We start from the raw sequence: 18,642 nt of genomic DNA, 5'->3' as shown, positions 1-18,642 counted from the left end.
AGTCACTTATCTAATTAACAATAACCGTAAGACATTAAGCGTTGATAGCGTTGCTCTATTAACTCTTCTTTAGATAACCCTTCTAACTCAGCTAGATTTTCTTTTATTGATTGTTTAAGCATAGCAGACATAGTATCAACATCTCTATGCGCACCGCCTAATGGCTCAGAAATAACATTATCGATTAAGCCTAATTCTTTTATACGCTTAGCTGTTATCCCCATAGCTTCTGCCGCGGTAGAAGCTTTTTCAGCCGTTTTCCATAAGATTGATGCACAGCCTTCCGGTGAAATAACTGAATAAGTAGAGTATTGCAACATATTGACTCGGTCGCCTACACCAATAGCTAAAGCACCACCAGAGCCACCTTCACCTATAACAGTACAAATAATAGGTACATTTAATCGTGACATAACTTTCAGGTTCATTGCGATCGCTTCACTTTGTCCACGCTCTTCTGCCCCTATCCCTGGGTATGCACCTGGTGTGTCAATAAAAGTGATAATAGGCATGTTAAATCGTTCAGCCATTTTCATTAAACGTAAAGCTTTTCGATAGCCTTCTGGGCGAGGCATACCAAAATTACGTTTTACTTTTTCATGAGTAGTACGACCTTTTTGATGTCCTATGATCATCACAGGCTTATCATCAATATAAGCAGTACCACCTACAATTGCTTTATCATCCGCATATCCTCTATCGCCGGCTAATTCATCAAAATCAGTAAAAATTCGCTCAAGATAGTCGTGCGTGTATGGACGTAATGGGTGACGGGCTACTCTAGCCGTTTGCCATGGATCTAAGTTCGAAAAAATTTTCTTAGTTAATTCATTATTTTTCTCGCGAAGTTGAGTAATTTGTTCTTCTAAATCTAAATTAAGCTCTTGGCCTGTATCAACCAAACGTAGCTCTTCAATTTTCGCTTCAAGTTCAGCAATAGGCTGCTCAAAATCTAAAAAATTTAATGACATATCTTTTAATTACCTAGGTTCTTATATCTATAGTTAATTATGCTTTTCGCACAATCAATGAATTCTTTAACTGTGTAGTCGCTATATTTTATTACGTTTAAATTTATAAAATATCCAAAACTACTTAAATTGTAATGCTAATTTATCTTCACCCAATAATACTGTTAATTGATGTAATAACGCATCTGTTGGGCTCACCCGCCATTGAACACCTAATTCTAACATAGCTTGAGCTTCGTCCGTTTGATAATACACACGTACCGGACAAGTGCCTTCTTTATAGGGTGTTAATATTTTTTCTAACTGTGTTACAAAGTCATTCGATACTCTGGATTTTTCAACATGAATATCTAAAGATGTTACATAGTTTTCCCTTGCGTCAGCCACTGTCATAACATCTCGGCCGGTCATTGTAATACCACCAGAGTAATCATCAAAGCTGACCTGTCCACTACAGACTAAAATAGCATCATTTACCAGTAAGTCTGCAAAGGTATCATAATCATCGGGAAAAAAGCGAACATCCATTCGTGCACTTTTATCATCAAGAGTAACCAATGCCCATCGTCGCCCACGTTTATTCACTAAAACTCTAACACCAATAACTAAACCTACTGCTGTCGCGGTTCGGTCTTTTCCTGTTGGTTGCATAGCAACTAAACGCCCTGTGGAGTATCTTTTAATTTCTTTTAAATAGCGATCAATAGGATGACCCGTTAAATATAAGCCAAGGGTCTCTTTCTCACCCTCTAACCAGACCTCTTCCTGCCATGGAGCAACGTCTTTAAAAGCTTGTCGGGTATCTTCAGGCTCTTCATTAATTAAGCCAAATAAGTCATTTTGTCCTAATGCTTGTGCTTTAGCATGTTGCTCAGCTGCTTTTATTGCCTCTGGTAATGTTTCAAATAGCGCAGCACGATGTGGGCCTTTTTCAAGTTGAGGTCCTAAAGCATCCATTGCTCCTGATTTAATTAAACGCTCCAGTACACGCTTATTGGTTTTTTTCAGATCTAAGCGGGCACAAAAATCAAATAAATCAGTAAATGGACCACCGCTTTCACGTGCAGCAATTATCGCTTCAATAGGACCTTCCCCTACCCCTTTTACTGCACCAATACCATAAACGATTTGATCTTGCTCGTTGACTGTAAACTTGTACAATCCACAGTTTACATCAGGTGGTAACAAATCGATGCCCATATTTTTACATTCATCAACTAAGGTAACAATTTTATCGGTGTTATCCATATCCGCAGACATTACCGCGGCCATAAATGGCGCTGGGAAATGTGCTTTCATCCATAATGTTTGATAAGAAACTAATGCATAAGCAGCAGAATGTGATTTGTTAAAACCATAGCCAGCAAATTTTTCTACTAAATCAAATATTTTCATGGCAAGTTCGCCATCAACACCGCGATTTATTGCACCTTGTTCAAAGCCAGCACGCTGTTTTGCCATTTCTTCAGGCTTTTTCTTTCCCATTGCTCGGCGGAGCATATCTGCGCCACCTAAGGTATAACCGGCAAGTACTTGGGCAATTTGCATTACCTGTTCTTGATATAAAATAATACCGTAGGTAGGCTCAAGAATTGGTTTTAAGTCTTCATGTTGCCAGGTTGAATCAGGATAAGAGATTTCTTCTCGACCATGCTTACGTTCAATAAAGTTATCAACCATGCCTGATTGTAATGGTCCGGGCCTAAAGAGTGCTACTAATGCGATAATATCTTCAAAACAATCAGGTTTTAGTTTGTCAATCAGTGACTTCATTCCACTAGATTCAAGCTGAAATACCGCTGTTGTTTGCGACTTTAACAACATTGAGAATGATTTTTTATCATCTAAAGGAATCGCCGCAATATTAATCGGCTCTTTCCCTGCTTTAATTAGCTTCTCATCGGCAATTTCAATGGCCCATTGTAAAATGGTAAGTGTTCGTAACCCTAAAAAGTCAAACTTGACTAATCCTGCATCTTCTACGTCATTTTTATCAAACTGAGTTACGGGGTTTTTCCCTTCATCATCACAATATAGTGGCGCAAAATCAGTAATAGTAGTAGGTGATATAACAACACCACCAGCATGCTTACCAGCATTTCTTGTAGTGCCTTCAAGAATGCGACACATATCAATCAGGTCACGTACCTCACTGTCTTGTGCATAAGCTTCAGGTAGCTTAGGTTCAACTTCAAAGGCTTTAGCCAATGTCATGCCTGGGTCGCCTGGAATTAATTTTGAAATGCGATCTACAAAGCCATAGGGATGCCCTAATACTCGGCCAACATCGCGTATTACCGCTTTAGCCGCCATAGTACCAAAAGTAATAATTTGTGAAACGGCGTCTCGGCCATAAAGCTCAGCAACGTGATCAATGACTTCATCTCTACGATCCATACAAAAGTCAATATCAAAATCTGGCATAGAGACACGTTCTGGATTTAAAAAACGTTCAAATAGTAGGTCATATTCTAACGGATCCAGATCGGTAATTTTTTGTGCGTAAGCGACTAATGAACCTGCACCAGAGCCTCGACCAGGCCCAACAGGAATATTATTGTCTTTACTCCATTGAATAAATTCCATTACGATCAAGAAATAACCAGGAAATCCCATGTTATTAATAACTTCAAGTTCAACAGCAAGTCTTTCGTCGTAGGGCTTACGTTTTTCTGCAAAGTCTGGAGCGTCTTTATCAAATAAAAATTCTAGACGTTCCTCTAAGCCTTCCTCTGATACTTTTACTAAATAATCTTCAATGCTCATACCGTCTGTTGGAAAGTCAGGTAACACATATTCGCCTAAACGTACCGTTACATTACAGCGTTTCGCAATTTCAACGCTGTTTTCAAGTGCTTCAGGGATATCAGAAAATAGCTCAAGCATTTCTTCTTCACTGCGAAGGTACTGTTGTGGGCTATATTTTTTCGGACGTCGCTTATCATCTAACGTATAACCATCATGGATAGCAACACGAATTTCATGAGCGTCAAATAGATCTTCCGATAAAAAAACCACTTCATTAGTTGCAACTACCGGTAACTCTATTTGCTCTGCTAATTCAACCGCTAGATGTAAGTAATGTTCTTCATTTTCTCGGCCTGTACGAATAAGTTCAAGAAAGAAGCAATTAGTAAAGTATTGTTGATAAAAGCTAACCATTCGATTGACAAGGTCTCGATTACCTTTTATTAACGCTTTACCTATATCTCCTTCTCGACCACCTGAGAGAATAATTAAACCTGAAGCATGTTCAATTAACCAAGTTTTATCAATAACAGCTCGACCTTGAATATGACCACGAAGATATGCTTTAGAGATTAATTCTGTTAAGTTTTTATAGCCAACATTATCAGTAGCAATAATTACCAAGCGAAATAGTTCATTATCTAATTCGTCACTTTTAACCCAAAAATCACTACCTATTATCGGTTTAATACCTGCACCATGTGTTGCATGGTAAAACTTAACTAAACCGCATAAATTAGTTTGATCAGTTAATGCCAAGGCTGGCATTTTAAGATCAGTCGCTTTAGCTACAATAGGCTTAACTTTATTTAGGCCGTCAGACATTGAAAAATCACTATGTACCCGTAAATGAATAAACTTCGGGGGAGTGGTCGCCTCAATAACCTGTAATTCTGTTGGCGCTACTTCTGACATTATTTATTTAACTCTATTGATTAATAATTGCTGCAACGGGCTTAAAACTTTTGCGGTAGCAGTCTAGTACACCATACTGCGCTATTTTTTCCAAATGAAGTTTGGTTGGATAACCTTTATGCTGAGCAAAACCATATTCTGGATATAATTTGTCTAAAGCGATCATCTCTCGATCTCGCACAACTTTTGCTAAAATAGAGGCGGCACTAATTTCAGCAACTCTATCATCACCTTTTACAACTGATTGACTAGGAATAGTCCCTTGTTCACAACCAAAGGTTGGCGTTCTATTTCCGTCAACCAACACATAGTCAGGAATAACACTTAAACCTTGTACAGCTCGCTGCATGGCTAACATAGTGGCATGTAATATATTTAATGTATCAATTTCTTCAGGCGTTGCTCGTCCAATAGACCATGCTATTGCTTTTTCTTTAATTTCTTCAAAAAAGTGATCTCGTTTTTTTTCAGATAATCTTTTTGAATCCATTAAACCTTCAATTGGGTTTTCAGCATCAAGAATTACTGCCGCAGTCACCACATCACCTACTAAAGGTCCGCGACCTACTTCATCAACTCCAGCTATGCAATAAGCGATCGGATATTCAAAAGGAGGGAATACATGCTTAACTTTTGCCATTTTATAATAACTCTACAACCGCTTTTGCAGCTTTTTCACTAGCATTTTGCCTCAACTGCAAGTGAATATTAGTAAATTCATCAGTAAGGTTATTCTGATCGTTATACAGGCGCTCTTTGATTAAAGGCACTATATATTCAGGTTCAACCTCATCTTGCAATAATTCTGGCACTAAGGTTTTGTTGGCTAATAAATTCGGCAATGAAAACCATTGTAACTTAACCAACCATTTAGCTAACCAATAGGTAATTAAGTTAAATTTATAACAAATAACCATAGGACGTTTAATTAATGCAGCCTCTAGAGTAACTGTGCCTGATGCCATTAATAAACAATCACTCGCCGCCATGACTTCTTGAGTTTTCCCCGTAATAACAGTGATGGGAAGATCAGGCGCGATGGTTTGTTTTATTTGATTAAATTGCGCAGTTCTTTTTTCACTGATCATTGGAACAACAAAAGTCAGTGTTGGATCCGAAGCTCTTAACTGTTGTGCACTTGCTAAAAACGGCGGCACTAGACGTTCAAGTTCGCCACCACGACTCCCCGGCATTAAAGCAACTATCTTATTGTCTTTGGCTAATGAAAGCCCTGCTCTTGCTTCTTCTTTATTGGAATTGAGTGGGATATCATCAGCTAACGGATGACCGACAAATGTACAAGGTACCTGATGTTTATCGTAGAATTTTTTTTCAAAAGGTAATAACGAAAGTACCATATTAGTGGCTTTTTCAATTTTAAAAACACGCTTTTCTCGCCATGCCCACACTGACGGGCTAACATAATGTACAGTTTTAATACCTTGTTTTTTTAGCTTTTCTTCAAGGTTTAAATTAAAATCAGGAGCATCTATCCCAATAAACACATCAGGGCGATGTTTAATAAAGTATTGAGTAACTGTTTTTCTAACATGAAGTAATCGTCGGATTCGACCAAGCACCTCAACCAAACCCATGACTGAAAGTTCATCCATGGCAAATAGGCTTTCAAAGCCTAAATCCAACATTTTTGGGCCACCAATACCAATAAATTTAGCATTAGGGTAATGGCGGGTAAGCTCTAACATCAAGCCTGCGCCTAGGGTATCTCCTGAATGTTCACCAACAATGATAGCAAAAATTGGTGCTAAATCAGACTGAACACTCTGAGCTGTAGATTCATTGTCCATAATGGTTTAGCGGATAATGCCTCGATTAGAAGATTTAATAAAATCGATAAACACTTGTAACTCTGAACTCTCAGGTAATTCATTATTAATTTTGTCTAATGCTTCATCAATCGTTAATTTTTGACGATATAATATTCTATAAGCTTTTTTTATTGAAGAAATTACTTCCCCATTAAAGCCGCGGCGTTTTAAGCCTTCACTATTTAAACCAAACGGTTTAGCGCCATCTCCAGATGCCATTATGTAAGGCGGAACATCTTTAACCACTAGGCTATTAGCAGCAACAAAACTATGCGCGCCAATATGACAAAACTGATGTATACCACTCATTCCACCCAAAATAGCATAATCACCTAGATGAACATGCCCCGCAATAGACGCATTATTAGCCATTATACAATGATCTCCTACCATGCAGTCATGAGCGACATGGGTATATGCCATGAATAAATTATTTGAGCCTATAGCCGTTAACCCTTGATCTTGAATAGTACCTCTATGAATAGTACAACATTCACGAAAAGTATTATTATCGCCAATCACTAATTCGGTAGGTTCGCCTGCATACTTTAAGTCTTGGCAATCTTCACCAATTGAAGCAAATTGAAAAATACGGTTTCCTTTGCCTATTCGCGTAGGACCATTAATTACAACATGAGAGCTAATATGACAATTGTCGCCTATGACAACATCCTTGCTAATATATGTCCAAGGCCCAATAGTGACATTTTTGCCAATTTTAGCACCTTCTTCTATGATTGCTTGTTCGTGGATCAAATTTTCCAACCTCTATTTACAGTTTACGTCGAGCACACATTAAATCAGCAGAACAAACTACTTTGCCATCAACTTTAGCTTCACCATAGAATTTCCACATATTACGACGTTCTTTAATAAACTCAACATGCAAGTGCATAGTGTCACCGGGAACTACAGGGTGTTTGAATTTGGCATTATCAATTGAAGCAAACAAATACATCTCATCGTCTTCACGCCCTTCTGTGGTTTTAAAACCTAGAATTCCAGTCGCTTGTGCTAAGCTCTCTAAAATTAACACACCAGGGAAGATAGCAAGTTCAGGAAAGTGCCCAGTAAAAATAGGTTCATTAATGGTGACGTTTTTAATTCCGTGCAACCATTTACCAGGTTGATAATCCAGCACGCGATCCACTAAAAGCATTGGGTAACGATGCGGGATAAGTTTTTGAATTTCTTCAACACCAATTACGTTTTTTTGTAAATCCAATTGTCATTCCTTTTAGATTTTAATATTAATTTTGCATTTGTGCTTTAAGCTCATTGAGAGCTTGTTCAAGTGCTTTTATTTTAACATTAACTGTGTCTAACTTCCTAATTCTAGCGTTAGATTTATTCCACTCTTTATTAGGTGCACAAGGCATTCCTGATGAATAAACGCCTGGTTCTTTGATTGATTTAGTCACCATGGTCATGCCCGTAAACATACAATTATCAGTAATATCAATGTGGCCATTAATACCAACCAACCCTGCTATTGTACAATTTTCACCAATCTTTGTACTTCCAGCGATAACGCTACAAGCCGCCATTGCCGTACCAGAGCCAATTTCTACATTATGAGCGATTTGAATTTGGTTATCTAAAATAACACCATCATTGATAACTGTGTTACCTAACGCACCGCGATCTATGGTAGTACTTGCACCAATTTCAACATTATTTCCAATGATTACAGTACCTAATTGAGGAATTTTAACCCAGCGGCCTTTATCATTGGCGTAACCAAATCCATCAGAACCTATAACAGTATTAGACTGAACTAAGCAATTATTGCCAATTTCAACTTGATGATAAACAGTGACATTAGCCCATAATGATGTATTTTCACCTATAACAGCATTCTTACCAATAAAACACCCTGCTCCAATGCTAACGTTATTTCCTAATGTAACTCCTGACTCTATTACAGAATTGGCGCCAATAGTGACATTACTGCCTAAGGTCGCACTTTCGTCAATTACCGCGCTTTGATGCAGATTACTTGCTGGCTTAGGAGTGGTGTCTAATAATTGTGCAACAATGGCATACCCAATATAAGGGTTTTTCATTACTAGAGCATTTGATGGGCAATCAGCTAAGCATTCTTCATTTACAATAACGGCACTAGCTTTGGTATTGGTTAATTGTGATTTATATTTACTATTTGATAAAAAGGCTATATTGCCTATATTTGCATCAGCTAAAGTAGCAAGTGACGTAATTTGACAATTTCCATCGCCATGAACTGAAGCGCCAATTTTATCGGCAATTTCTTGAAGGGTGTAATTCATAATAACCTATCTTTTAGGGATAATATTACAAAGCTACTTATCTTAGTATCTTTGTAAGAACAATCCTTGCCTTTCTGATCAGCTATAAAGTATAGACGATCAGAAAAGCATAAGTAGGTTACAATGAATTTATCGTAGCTTTACTTGAGCTTACGCTCTAAAGGTTGTTATTTAAGTTTACTAACTTGTTCAACAACTTTTTTAGTAATATCTGCATCAGGCTTAGAAAATGCAACCGCTTGTTGTTGTAAAATAAGGTCAAATTTATCTTTTGAAGCAATATTGTCGATTGCTTGGCGAACTAAAGCAATTAACTTGTTTTGCTCTTCATTTTGACGCGCACCCGCCTTTTGTTGCAATGCTTTACCTTTTTCTTGATATTGGCCATATAAGTCGCCAATTTGCTTATCAAGATCTTCTTTTTCTTTTGCACTCATTAAAGCACCATCTCGCACTTTTTTCTCTTGATAGTATTTAATGTCTTTTTCTAGTTGAGCAACAACCGCACGTTCATCTTTAAATTCAGATTCTAACTGCTGCATAATTGCGGCTGTTTGAGGGATAGTACCCATCACTTCCTGAAAGTTAACAACGCCAATTTTTTGATCTGCCGCCATAGCCGCACTTGATAAAATTGCGCCAGAAGCTACTGTTGCAATGGCAATAGATTTAAATAACTTTTTCAATGTCTTCTCCTACTTATATGATGTTTGATCATTTTTATTTATATTGGGATCAAGTTTTAAAATTAAAAGGTTTTACCTATATTAAAGGTAAAAAATTTCGTGTCATCACCAGTTTCTTCTTTCAATGCTTTAGCAAAGCTAAAAATCATAGGTCCCATTGGTGATAACCATTGTACTGATAAACCAGCAGATGCTCTAAAGCGTCCAACATCAGCATAATCGTGAATTTTAGCAAATTCTTGAGCAGCAAGATCTTTATAATCTTCTATTTGGAATTCTGTATCCCAAACATTACCGGCATCAATAAATAAACTTGTTCTGACACTATTTGCAAATCCTTCATCGATAAATGGCGTTGGCACTATCAATTCCAAACCAGCAAGAGCAATAGCATTTGCACCTACTGAACGTGTTGATGCCTGTACTACATCATGATCTGGTCCTAAACAACAACTTGTCCCTGAAATAGGATCAGGTGTTCCCGTAATTGTCGTTGGGTATCTGAAAATAGCACGAGGGCCTACAGTATTTGTTTCAAAGCCACGTAGTGTGTCAGAACCACCGGCTCTAAAATTCTCCCAAAACGGTAATACTTGATCATTTCCATTAATCGTACCATAGCCATTACCATAGCCTAATTGCATGCGAGTTAAAACACTCCATCCTCTGGCAATAGGGAAGTACCATTTAGTATCTAAATTAACTTTAAAATAATTTACATCAGAGTTCGGTGTAGTCATTTTATAGCTTAAGCTTTGTTGTGAACCCGCAGTTGGGAATGTTCCTCGGTTTAAGGTAGATCGAGAAATAGCTGCCGATACATCAAAGGTTTCAAATTCTAATCCTCCATCAGGGTTATTAGGATCAGAGTATAATTCATAAAATCTTTGTATTTGTTCGTAAGTTTGTAAACGTGTAATACCGTTACTCTTATAACCTAGGCCAAAATTCAAACGAAGATATTCATTTATGGGGAAACCAAAATTAACGCCTACACCATAAGTTTTATTATTATATTCAACAAGGTTAGCGCTCCCAGCATCAAACTCATTGTAATAAATACTACCACCTAATGAGATGGCATCTTTGGTAAAATAGGGATCTGTATATGAAATATTAGCACTTTTAGAGTAACTCATAGTATTAATACTAAAAGCTAAACGGTTACCTGTGCCTAAAAAGTTATCTTGCTGTATTCCTGCATTTAAACTTAACTTAGTTGTTGAACCATAACCAATACCGGCCGTAAATGAACCTGATGCTTGCTCTTTTACAGTAAAATCTACATCAACTAAATCATCTTCACCTGGCAATTGTTTGGTTTCAAATTCAACGGTTTCCATATAAGGAAGGCGTGATAACCAAGCTTTTGAGCCTTCAACTAAACTGTTAGATAACCACGCACCTTCCATTTGACGCATTTCACGACGTAATACGTTATCTGCGGTAACATTGTTACCTTTAAAGTTTATTCTATTTACATAAACCCGTTTACCAGGGTCAATCGAAATAGAAAGTTTAACCGTTTTATCTTCTTCGTTAATGTCTGGGATAGTGGTAACTTTTGGATAAGCATAACCAAATCTACCTAAAAATTTACTAATGGTTTCTTCTGTATAAGTAACTTCAGCACCATTATAAAGCTTACCCGATTTTAATGGATTTATTGCACGAATCGTTTTTTCAAAACCAGCCATATCACCAATAAAGTCAACTTCACTTACGTTGTATTGCTCGCCTTCTGTAACGTTAAGAGTAATGTAAACAGACTCTTTATCTGGTGTCATTGACACTTGAGTAGAGTCAACTTTATATTGAAGATAGCCTCGATCAAGATAGTAGCTCTCAATAGTTTCCATATCACCTTGAAGGGTCTGCTTTTGATAGCGGTCTTGCGCCATAAAGTCCCACCAGGGTGAATCATACGTTAACTCGATATGCTCAAGTAACTCTTCATCTGAGAATACTTCGTTGCCAACAATATTAATTTGTTTAATAGCTGCCGCATCACCCTCACTAAAAATAAATTTTAAGTCAACTCTATTTCGAGGTAAGTGAGTTATTTCAGCTTTAACATCTGCATTATATTTTCCAACACTGTGATAAAAGTCTTCTAAGCCAGTTTCTAGGCCAGAAATAACCGTTTTATCAAGTGTCTCGCCTACACGAATATCACTGCCATCTAAGCTTTCATTGAGCTGTTCATCTTTTAAGTCTTTATTACCTTCAAAAGTAATAGCACTAATAGTTTCACGTTCTTGAACACGAAAAATAACTCGATTGCCACTTTTAGATACAACAATATTGTTAAAATGACCTGAACGATATAATGATTTAATCGCCTGAGAAATTCGAAAATCGTTAAGAGTATCGCCTATGTTAAAAGGAATATGGGTCAACGCTGCACCTAAAGCGACGCGCTGTAATCCTTTAACTTCTATATCTTCTACCTTGAATACTTCAGCAGCTTCTACTGTGCTACCAAAGGCACCTAATAATACCGCAAGGGCTATTTTTTTAATCATCATATAATAATTACTTTATACTTCTTAATTTTCTTTATAATCGCGAAAAATCGTTAAATATTGCGATACTCATTAACCCTAAGAGCGCTAGTGTACCAAACTTGAACCCAATTTCTTGAATTTTTTCTGGTACGGGTTTCCCCGTCAAAAGCTCTATAAGGTAATAAACTAAATGGCCACCATCAAGTACTGGTACCGGTAAAATGTTAATTATGCCTAAATTAATACTAATTAAGGCTAAAAAGCCTAAAAAGTAAACAAAACCATAACCTGCGTGATCACCTGCTCCTTGCGCTATTCCTATAGGACCACTTAAATTTTTAACTGACACATCTCCGGTGATCAGCTTTCCAATCATATCGAAGCTTAAACAAACTAAGTCCCATGTTTTTTCTATGCTCTTACCTATGGCCTCAAGAGGTCCATAAACAATGTTAATCAGGTATTGTTCTGGATAAGGTTCTACTTTTGGCAATACGCCAATAGTACCTATCACTTGTCCGTTTCGCTCAGTACTATTAGGTGTAATTGATAACTTAAGTACTTCTTCATTACGTTGTACCGTTAATGTTACCTCTTGGCTAGGATATTTTTTTATTTCTGTCGAAAAATATTCCCAATCATTACCGCTAGTTTCTCCATTTATCGCGATAAACTTATCACCTACTTTTAATCCTGATTGTTCAGCAGGTGATTCTTTTATCACAGTAGCTAATTCATTTAATGGATTAGCTTGGTAGGGTATAATTCCTAAACTCTGAAAAGCTGACTCTTTATCTGGCTGAAAAGTCCACGTTTGAGTATCCAATAAATAAGCTTTAGGGCTCACACTACCCTCTTCTTTGATCGAGACACTTACGCTATCCTCACCGATTTGGGCAGCGAGCGCTAAATTAACATCTGTCCAATTAAGTGTTTTTTGTCCAGCAATCTTAATAATTTCACTATTAGCCGGTATTTGGCTACGGGCAGCAATAGAGTTTAATTCAACTTCCCCAATAATTGGTTTTACTGAAGGTACGCCAATAATCAACATTAAATAAAATGCAAATATGGCAAAAATAAAGTTAGCTAATGGCCCTGCTGCAATAATAGCAATACGCTGATATACTGTTTTACTATTAAAGGTATTTTCCCTGTCTTCTTCAGCAACATCATCGACACGTTCATCTAACATTTTAACGTAGCCACCTAAAGGAATAAGTGCGATCACATACTCAGTACCGAGTTTATCTTTTCTTCGCCAAAGCGCTTTACCAAAACCAATTGAGAAACGTTCAACCTTTACGCCATTTTTTCGGGCAACCCAAAAATGCCCATACTCATGCACCGTAATTAAAATACCTAAGGCAACAATAAAGGAAGATAAATTCCATAAAAATTCAAACATACGACTTATTTACCTTTACCCTGATTGCTAAGTTCTTGAACTACTGAACTTGCAACAACTCGTGCTGATTTATCAATATTAATAACATCATCAATTGTTTCTACCTTTTCTGAGACAAATTTTTTCACAGAAGTTTCATTTATTTTTGCTATATCAGTAAATTTTATACGTTCGTTTAAAAAAGCATCAACAGCAATTTCGTTAGCTGCATTAAGCGCTGTACAAGCCGCTTGTCCAGATTTACAGGCCTCTATAGCCAACTTTAAATTTGGATAACGATTAAAATCCACATCAGAAAACTCGAAAGCAGGCGTGGTAAAAAAATCAAGTGGTTGAACGCCAGCATCTATGCGTTCAGGGTAAGCTAGTGCATGTGCAATGGGGGTTCGCATGTCTGGATTACCCATTTGTGCTAAAACAGAGCCGTCTTTATATTGCACCATTGAATGAATAGTACTTTGTGGATGTAACACCACTTTAATATCTTCTACGGCAACATTAAATAACCATTTAGCCTCAATTAATTCTAAGCCTTTATTCATCATAGTGGCGGAGTCGACTGATATTTTACGCCCCATATCCCAATTAGGGTGAGTGCAGGCTTGTTCAGGGGTAACATTGCCTAATTCTTCAATAGGTAATTCTCTAAACGGACCACCAGAGCCCGTAAGTAGTATTTTACTCACCCCTTGTTCAAAAAGAGCACAATAACCTATTTGGTTTTGTGCTTTTGTCGGTAAGCATTGAAAAATAGCATTGTGTTCACTATCTATAGGTAAAAGTACAGCACCAGATTTTTTTACTGCCTCAATAAAAATAGCACCTGAAGTAACTAACGCTTCTTTATTGGCAAGTAAGACACGTTTACCTTTTTTAACAGCAGATAGGGTAGGTAACAAGCCAGATGCTCCGACAATTGCTGCCATAACCGTATCAGTATCATCAGCACTAGCTAGCGCTATAAGAGCCTGTTCACCAGAACTAATTTGAATAGATTCTAAACCACTTTCCTTAAGTTTGTTTTTAAGCGCTTGCGCATGAATCTCAGACACCATAACCACTTCATTAGGCTTAAATTCAAGGCATTGTTCATACATCACATCAACACTTGCGTTTGCAGATAAGCTAACGACATTAAATAATGAAGGGTGAAGACGAATAACATCTAAAGTATTAATACCAATAGAGCCTGTAGAGCCCAATATACAAATATTTTGCATCATCCCCTACCAGCCAATAACGGCATAACATAATGCAAACACAGGTGCCGTAGCAGTTAAACTATCAATTCTATCTAATATTCCACCGTGCCCAGGTAAAATGGTGCCACTGTCTTTTATACCTGCCTGGCGCTTAAACATACTTTCATTTAAGTCCCCTAACACAGAAATAGTTGTAATTAATACGGTTACACAAATGACTAATATATATTGTTGCTGATTCCAGCCAAGAATATATCCCGCAAGGCTGACTAATAAGCAAGAAAAAATTACCCCTCCAATATAACCTTCTATCGTTTTACCTGGGCTTACATTCGGCATGAGTTTACGCTTACCAATTGCTTTACCAACAAAGTAAGCTCCAATATCAGCACCCCATACCATTAAAAATAAAAACATGATTAATTGCGCACCATGATATGGGTCTGATTGATATTCGTTGCTACGTATGACCATAAAAGCAAGCCAAGTCGGTACTAAGGTCAACCAACCAAAAACGCCTCTAACGGAACGATGACTTGACCAAAACTTACTATAACGTGGGTACAAAAAAGTGAGAGTAGCAGAAAGCAACCACCACGCTATAGCCAACCAAAGTACATAGACAGCACCCGTCTGTAAAATAGTGTGATCATGCCATAGTTTCTCTAGTGGGAATTTAAGCCATAAAAGACTAATTAAAGCGATTGTAGCTATGACAAACGCCATTCGACGATTATTTTTGTCGAACCCCATTAAAGGCCCCCACTCCCAAGCACCTATCGCCATAATTGCCATGATTAAAGCGGCGAAATTAGCAAGCGGTAAATAAAATATTGCTGAAATCGCTAAAGGCGCTAAGACAACTGCTGTTATTATTCTCTGTTTTAACAAACGCTAACCCTTTTCTATTTTAATTATTATTATTTTTAATTTGTTCGCCAGTAAGACCAAATCGACGTTCTCTATTATCAAAACAACTCATTGCTTTTAATAATTCCTCGTCTTGGAAATCTGGCCAAAGCACGTCAGTAAAATATAATTCGGCATACGCTGCTTGCCATAATAGAAAGTTACTGATTCTATAATCACCACCTGTGCGGATCAATAAATCTAATTCTGGTAAATTAGCTAAGCTCATTTCTTGAGCTAATACATCTTCATTTATTTGATCTGTTGTTATATCACCCACAACAGCTTTTTCGGCTATCTTTTTTGCCGCATTGGCAATATCCCATCGACCACCATAATTAGCTGCTATCGACAGTACCATAGCATTATTATTTTCTGTTAGTACTTCGGACGATTTGATCATTGTTTGGAGTTTATCTGAAAACCGAGATATATCACCAATCACTTGAAAGCGTATGTTATTTTTATGTAACTTTTTAACTTCTCGCGTTAACACATACATAAATAAATCCATCAATACGCTCACTTCGCCTTCTGGACGTTGCCAATTTTCACTACTAAAGGCAAAAAGCGTTAATGCTTTAACTCCTTGTTTTCTCGCTGTTGATACAACAGCGCGAACAGATTCTACACCATTTTTATGGCCTACAACTCTTTTTTTTCCGCGTAACTGAGCCCAACGACCGTTGCCATCCATAATAATCGCGACATGTTGAGGTATATTAATTAACTCATTGGTCTTAGGTTCCGTATCGCTCACAAAAACTCCATCAAACTTATCTTTTATAAATACAAAAACGCTGTAGCTAGTTAAAAAATAACTTAATACTACAGCGTAATATCAACTATATGTTGTTATATTTCCATCAATTCGGCTTCTTTATCAGCCAAAATAGCATCTACTTGTTTTACAAAAGTATCTGTAATCGTTTGAATTTGATCTTCTGCTTGATGCATTTCATCATCACTAATTTCTTTTTCTTTATTCAAGGATTTAATATCTGAATTTGCATCGCGTCGAATATTACGTATAGCAACTTTAGCGCCTTCACCCTCTCCTTTTACTACTTTAACGAGATCTTTACGACGCTCTTCTGTTAAAGGTGGTAAAGGGATACGAATTAACGTGCCCTGAGATGATGGGTTTAAACCTAAATCTGATGCTAAAATCGCTTTTTCTACAACAGAGATCATCGCTTTATCAAATACAGTTATCGCGATAGTTCGCGCATCAGGAATAGAAATATTTCCTACTTGATTTAACGGTGTGGCCATACCATAGTATTCAACACTTATATTATCTAACAACGAAGTATGCGCGCGTCCTGTTCTCACTTTATTTAGGTTTGTTTTGAAAGCTTCAATACTTTTTGCCATGCGCTCTTTGGCATCTTGTTTAATATCATCTATCACTTTAATATTTCCTTAAAAACAGTCTATTATTCTTCTAAATTTTCAGCATGGTTAATTGTTGTGCCTTCTGAGTCACCCATAACCACCGCTTTTAATGCCCCAGGTTTATTCATGTTAAACACGCGAATAGGCATATTGTGGTCTCGCGCTAGCGTAAATGCAGCAAGATCCATTACTTTTAATTCTTTTTCTAACACTTCTTGATATGTTAAGTGTGTATACAATTCAGCATCAGGGTTAGATACAGGGTCAGCAGAGTAAATTCCATCAACTTTCGTCGCCTTTAAAACAGCATCAGCTTCAATTTCGATGCCACGTAAACAAGCTGCAGAATCTGTCGTGAAAAATGGATTCCCCGTTCCCGCACTAAAGATAACGACTCTACCTGATTTTAACAAGCCAATTGCATCAGCCCAATTGTAAGTATCACAAACACCGGCTAAATCGATCGCCGACATTAACTTAGCATTTACAAATGCACGATGTAGAGCATCACGCATTGCTAATCCGTTCATTACAGTAGCAAGCATCCCCATTTGGTCACCTACTACTCTATTCATGCCAGCTTCTGCAAGCCCTGCACCGCGGAATAAATTACCACCACCTATCACTAAACCAACTTGGATCCCCATTTCGATTAACTCTTTAATCTCCTGAGCCATACGGTCAAGGACACTTGGATCGATGCCAAATCCTTCTGCGCCCATTAAGGCTTCACCACTGAGTTTTAATAAAATTCGACGATATGTTGGTTTGGGATTGATGCTCATATAATAAACATTCCTGTAGATGTAAAAAAGCCGCGGTCAAAATTAACCGCGGCTATTTTAATACGTTTAGCTAACTATCGAAAGTCTAAACTGAAAAAAGAAGTTCTTTAAGCAATTAATTGCTTATTTATTGGCCTTTAGCAGCAGCAAGTTGTGCTTCTACTTCAGCAGCAAAATCTTCTGATTTTCTTTCGATACCTTCACCAACTTCTAAACGAACAAATGATGAAATTGTAACGCCTTTCTCTTTCAGAATGTCACCAACAGTACGCTTAGGTTCCATAATGAAAGCTTGACCAGTTAAAGAAACTTCACCTGTGAATTTCTTCATACGGCCAGTAACCATTTTTTCAGCGATTTCTGCAGGTTTACCTTCATTCATCGCCATTTCAATTTGGATACGCTTTTCATTTGCAACAACATCAGCTGGAACGTCTTCTGGAGTTAAGAATTCTGGCTTGCTTGCAGCAACGTGCATTGCAATATGCTTAAGTGACTCAGCATCACCTTCACCAGCAACAACAACACCGATAGTAGCACCATGCTTGTATGAAACTAAGGTAGTACCTTCAACATAAGCTACGCGGCGAACATTGATGTTTTCACCAATTTTAGTCACTAATGCAATACGCTCTTCTTCGAACTGTGCTTGAAGTTCTTCAATCGTTGCTTTTGAAGCAGCTGCAGCATCTGCAACTTTATTAGCAAATGCTAAGAAGTTAGCATCTTTAGCAACAAAGTCAGTTTGACAGTTAACTTCAACTAATGCGCCATCTTTAATGATGATTTGACCTTCAGCAGCAATGTTACCTGCTTTTTTAGCCGCTTTAGCTTGACCAGACTTACGCATGTTCTCAATCGCAAGTTCCATATCACCATCAGCTTCTTGAAGTGCTTTTTTACAATCCATCATGCCCGCAGCTGTGCGTTCACGTAATTCTTTAACTTGTGCAGCAGTAATTGCCATGAGTTAATTCCTCAAATTCAGATAAATAT

Annotated in this window: 16 protein-coding genes; all 16 read right to left on the bottom strand. The window is 37.5% G+C overall.

What is annotated here, in order from left to right; all coding sequences use genetic code 11:
- Positions 1 to 14: 14 nt before the first annotated feature.
- Positions 15 to 971, bottom strand: coding sequence for an acetyl-CoA carboxylase carboxyl transferase subunit alpha (gene accA, locus IE155_RS06650; RefSeq protein WP_189377452.1), 957 nt, complete (start codon positions 969 to 971; stop codon positions 15 to 17).
- A gap of 120 nt (positions 972 to 1,091) precedes the next feature.
- Positions 1,092 to 4,634, bottom strand: a complete 3,543-nt coding sequence (dnaE, locus tag IE155_RS06645) for a DNA polymerase III subunit alpha (RefSeq protein WP_189377451.1) — start codon at positions 4,632 to 4,634, stop codon at positions 1,092 to 1,094.
- A 13-nt stretch (positions 4,635 to 4,647) separates the two neighbouring features.
- Positions 4,648 to 5,274 (bottom strand): ribonuclease HII, encoded by a 627-nt coding sequence (gene rnhB / locus IE155_RS06640; protein ID WP_189377450.1) that lies wholly within the window; start codon positions 5,272 to 5,274, stop codon positions 4,648 to 4,650.
- A 1-nt stretch (position 5,275) separates the two neighbouring features.
- Positions 5,276 to 6,442, bottom strand: coding sequence for a lipid-A-disaccharide synthase (lpxB, locus tag IE155_RS06635; RefSeq protein WP_189377449.1), 1,167 nt, complete (start codon positions 6,440 to 6,442; stop codon positions 5,276 to 5,278).
- A gap of 6 nt (positions 6,443 to 6,448) precedes the next feature.
- A complete protein-coding gene (lpxA, locus tag IE155_RS06630; RefSeq protein ID WP_189377448.1) occupies positions 6,449 to 7,219 on the bottom strand; it encodes an acyl-ACP--UDP-N-acetylglucosamine O-acyltransferase in 771 nt (256 codons plus the stop codon).
- Positions 7,220 to 7,235: 16 nt separating this feature from the next.
- Positions 7,236 to 7,688 (bottom strand): 3-hydroxyacyl-ACP dehydratase FabZ, encoded by a 453-nt coding sequence (fabZ, locus tag IE155_RS06625; protein WP_189377447.1) that lies wholly within the window; start codon positions 7,686 to 7,688, stop codon positions 7,236 to 7,238.
- A gap of 25 nt (positions 7,689 to 7,713) precedes the next feature.
- Positions 7,714 to 8,751 carry a UDP-3-O-(3-hydroxymyristoyl)glucosamine N-acyltransferase gene (gene lpxD / locus IE155_RS06620; RefSeq protein ID WP_189377446.1) on the bottom strand — a complete coding sequence of 346 codons (1,038 nt, stop codon included), beginning with the start codon at positions 8,749 to 8,751 and terminating at the stop codon, positions 7,714 to 7,716.
- Between the two features lie 167 nt (positions 8,752 to 8,918).
- Positions 8,919 to 9,437 (bottom strand): OmpH/Skp family outer membrane protein, encoded by a 519-nt coding sequence (locus tag IE155_RS06615; protein ID WP_229817102.1) that lies wholly within the window; start codon positions 9,435 to 9,437, stop codon positions 8,919 to 8,921.
- A 62-nt stretch (positions 9,438 to 9,499) separates the two neighbouring features.
- Entirely contained in the window at positions 9,500 to 11,965 is a 2,466-nt protein-coding gene (gene bamA / locus IE155_RS06610) for an outer membrane protein assembly factor BamA (protein WP_189377445.1), read from the bottom strand.
- A 31-nt stretch (positions 11,966 to 11,996) separates the two neighbouring features.
- Positions 11,997 to 13,352 carry a sigma E protease regulator RseP gene (gene rseP / locus IE155_RS06605; protein ID WP_189377444.1) on the bottom strand — a complete coding sequence of 452 codons (1,356 nt, stop codon included), beginning with the start codon at positions 13,350 to 13,352 and terminating at the stop codon, positions 11,997 to 11,999.
- Positions 13,353 to 13,357: 5 nt separating this feature from the next.
- Positions 13,358 to 14,572 carry a 1-deoxy-D-xylulose-5-phosphate reductoisomerase gene (gene ispC / locus IE155_RS06600; protein ID WP_189377443.1) on the bottom strand — a complete coding sequence of 405 codons (1,215 nt, stop codon included), beginning with the start codon at positions 14,570 to 14,572 and terminating at the stop codon, positions 13,358 to 13,360.
- 6 nt (positions 14,573 to 14,578) lie between these two features.
- Positions 14,579 to 15,445, bottom strand: coding sequence for a phosphatidate cytidylyltransferase (locus tag IE155_RS06595; protein ID WP_189377442.1), 867 nt, complete (start codon positions 15,443 to 15,445; stop codon positions 14,579 to 14,581).
- 19 nt (positions 15,446 to 15,464) lie between these two features.
- A complete protein-coding gene (uppS, locus tag IE155_RS06590; RefSeq protein WP_189377543.1) occupies positions 15,465 to 16,160 on the bottom strand; it encodes a polyprenyl diphosphate synthase in 696 nt (231 codons plus the stop codon).
- A 158-nt stretch (positions 16,161 to 16,318) separates the two neighbouring features.
- Positions 16,319 to 16,876, bottom strand: a complete 558-nt coding sequence (frr, locus tag IE155_RS06585; RefSeq protein WP_189377441.1) for a ribosome recycling factor — start codon at positions 16,874 to 16,876, stop codon at positions 16,319 to 16,321.
- A gap of 26 nt (positions 16,877 to 16,902) precedes the next feature.
- Positions 16,903 to 17,646 (bottom strand): UMP kinase, encoded by a 744-nt coding sequence (pyrH, locus tag IE155_RS06580; protein ID WP_189377440.1) that lies wholly within the window; start codon positions 17,644 to 17,646, stop codon positions 16,903 to 16,905.
- 127 nt (positions 17,647 to 17,773) lie between these two features.
- On the bottom strand, positions 17,774 to 18,613 hold the full coding sequence (gene tsf / locus IE155_RS06575) for a translation elongation factor Ts (protein ID WP_189377439.1): 840 nt from the start codon (positions 18,611 to 18,613) through the stop codon (positions 17,774 to 17,776).
- Positions 18,614 to 18,642: the final 29 nt, after the last annotated feature.

This window comes from Thalassotalea profundi (assembly GCF_014653195.1).
GTDB lineage: Bacteria > Pseudomonadota > Gammaproteobacteria > Enterobacterales > Alteromonadaceae > Thalassotalea_B > Thalassotalea_B profundi.
Note: the sequence above shows the minus strand (reverse complement) of the source record. Positions and strands in the feature narration are given on the sequence as shown.

What these genes read in the sequence shown, in the direction of transcription:
- accA (WP_189377452.1), bottom strand. Translation starts at nt 971, where the DNA reads ATGTCATTAAATTTTTTAGATTTTGAGCAGCCTATTGCTGAACTTGAA.
- rnhB (WP_189377450.1), bottom strand. Translation starts at nt 5,274, where the DNA reads ATGGCAAAAGTTAAGCATGTATTCCCTCCTTTTGAATATCCGATCGCT.
- rseP (WP_189377444.1), bottom strand. Translation starts at nt 13,352, where the DNA reads ATGTTTGAATTTTTATGGAATTTATCTTCCTTTATTGTTGCCTTAGGT.
- lpxD (WP_189377446.1), bottom strand. Translation starts at nt 8,751, where the DNA reads ATGAATTACACCCTTCAAGAAATTGCCGATAAAATTGGCGCTTCAGTT.
- pyrH (WP_189377440.1), bottom strand. Translation starts at nt 17,646, where the DNA reads ATGAGCATCAATCCCAAACCAACATATCGTCGAATTTTATTAAAACTC.
- tsf (WP_189377439.1), bottom strand. Translation starts at nt 18,613, where the DNA reads ATGGCAATTACTGCTGCACAAGTTAAAGAATTACGTGAACGCACAGCT.
- dnaE (WP_189377451.1), bottom strand. Translation starts at nt 4,634, where the DNA reads ATGTCAGAAGTAGCGCCAACAGAATTACAGGTTATTGAGGCGACCACT.
- bamA (WP_189377445.1), bottom strand. Translation starts at nt 11,965, where the DNA reads ATGATGATTAAAAAAATAGCCCTTGCGGTATTATTAGGTGCCTTTGGT.
- lpxB (WP_189377449.1), bottom strand. Translation starts at nt 6,442, where the DNA reads ATGGACAATGAATCTACAGCTCAGAGTGTTCAGTCTGATTTAGCACCA.
- uppS (WP_189377543.1), bottom strand. Translation starts at nt 16,160, where the DNA reads ATGGATGGCAACGGTCGTTGGGCTCAGTTACGCGGAAAAAAAAGAGTT.
- ispC (WP_189377443.1), bottom strand. Translation starts at nt 14,572, where the DNA reads ATGCAAAATATTTGTATATTGGGCTCTACAGGCTCTATTGGTATTAAT.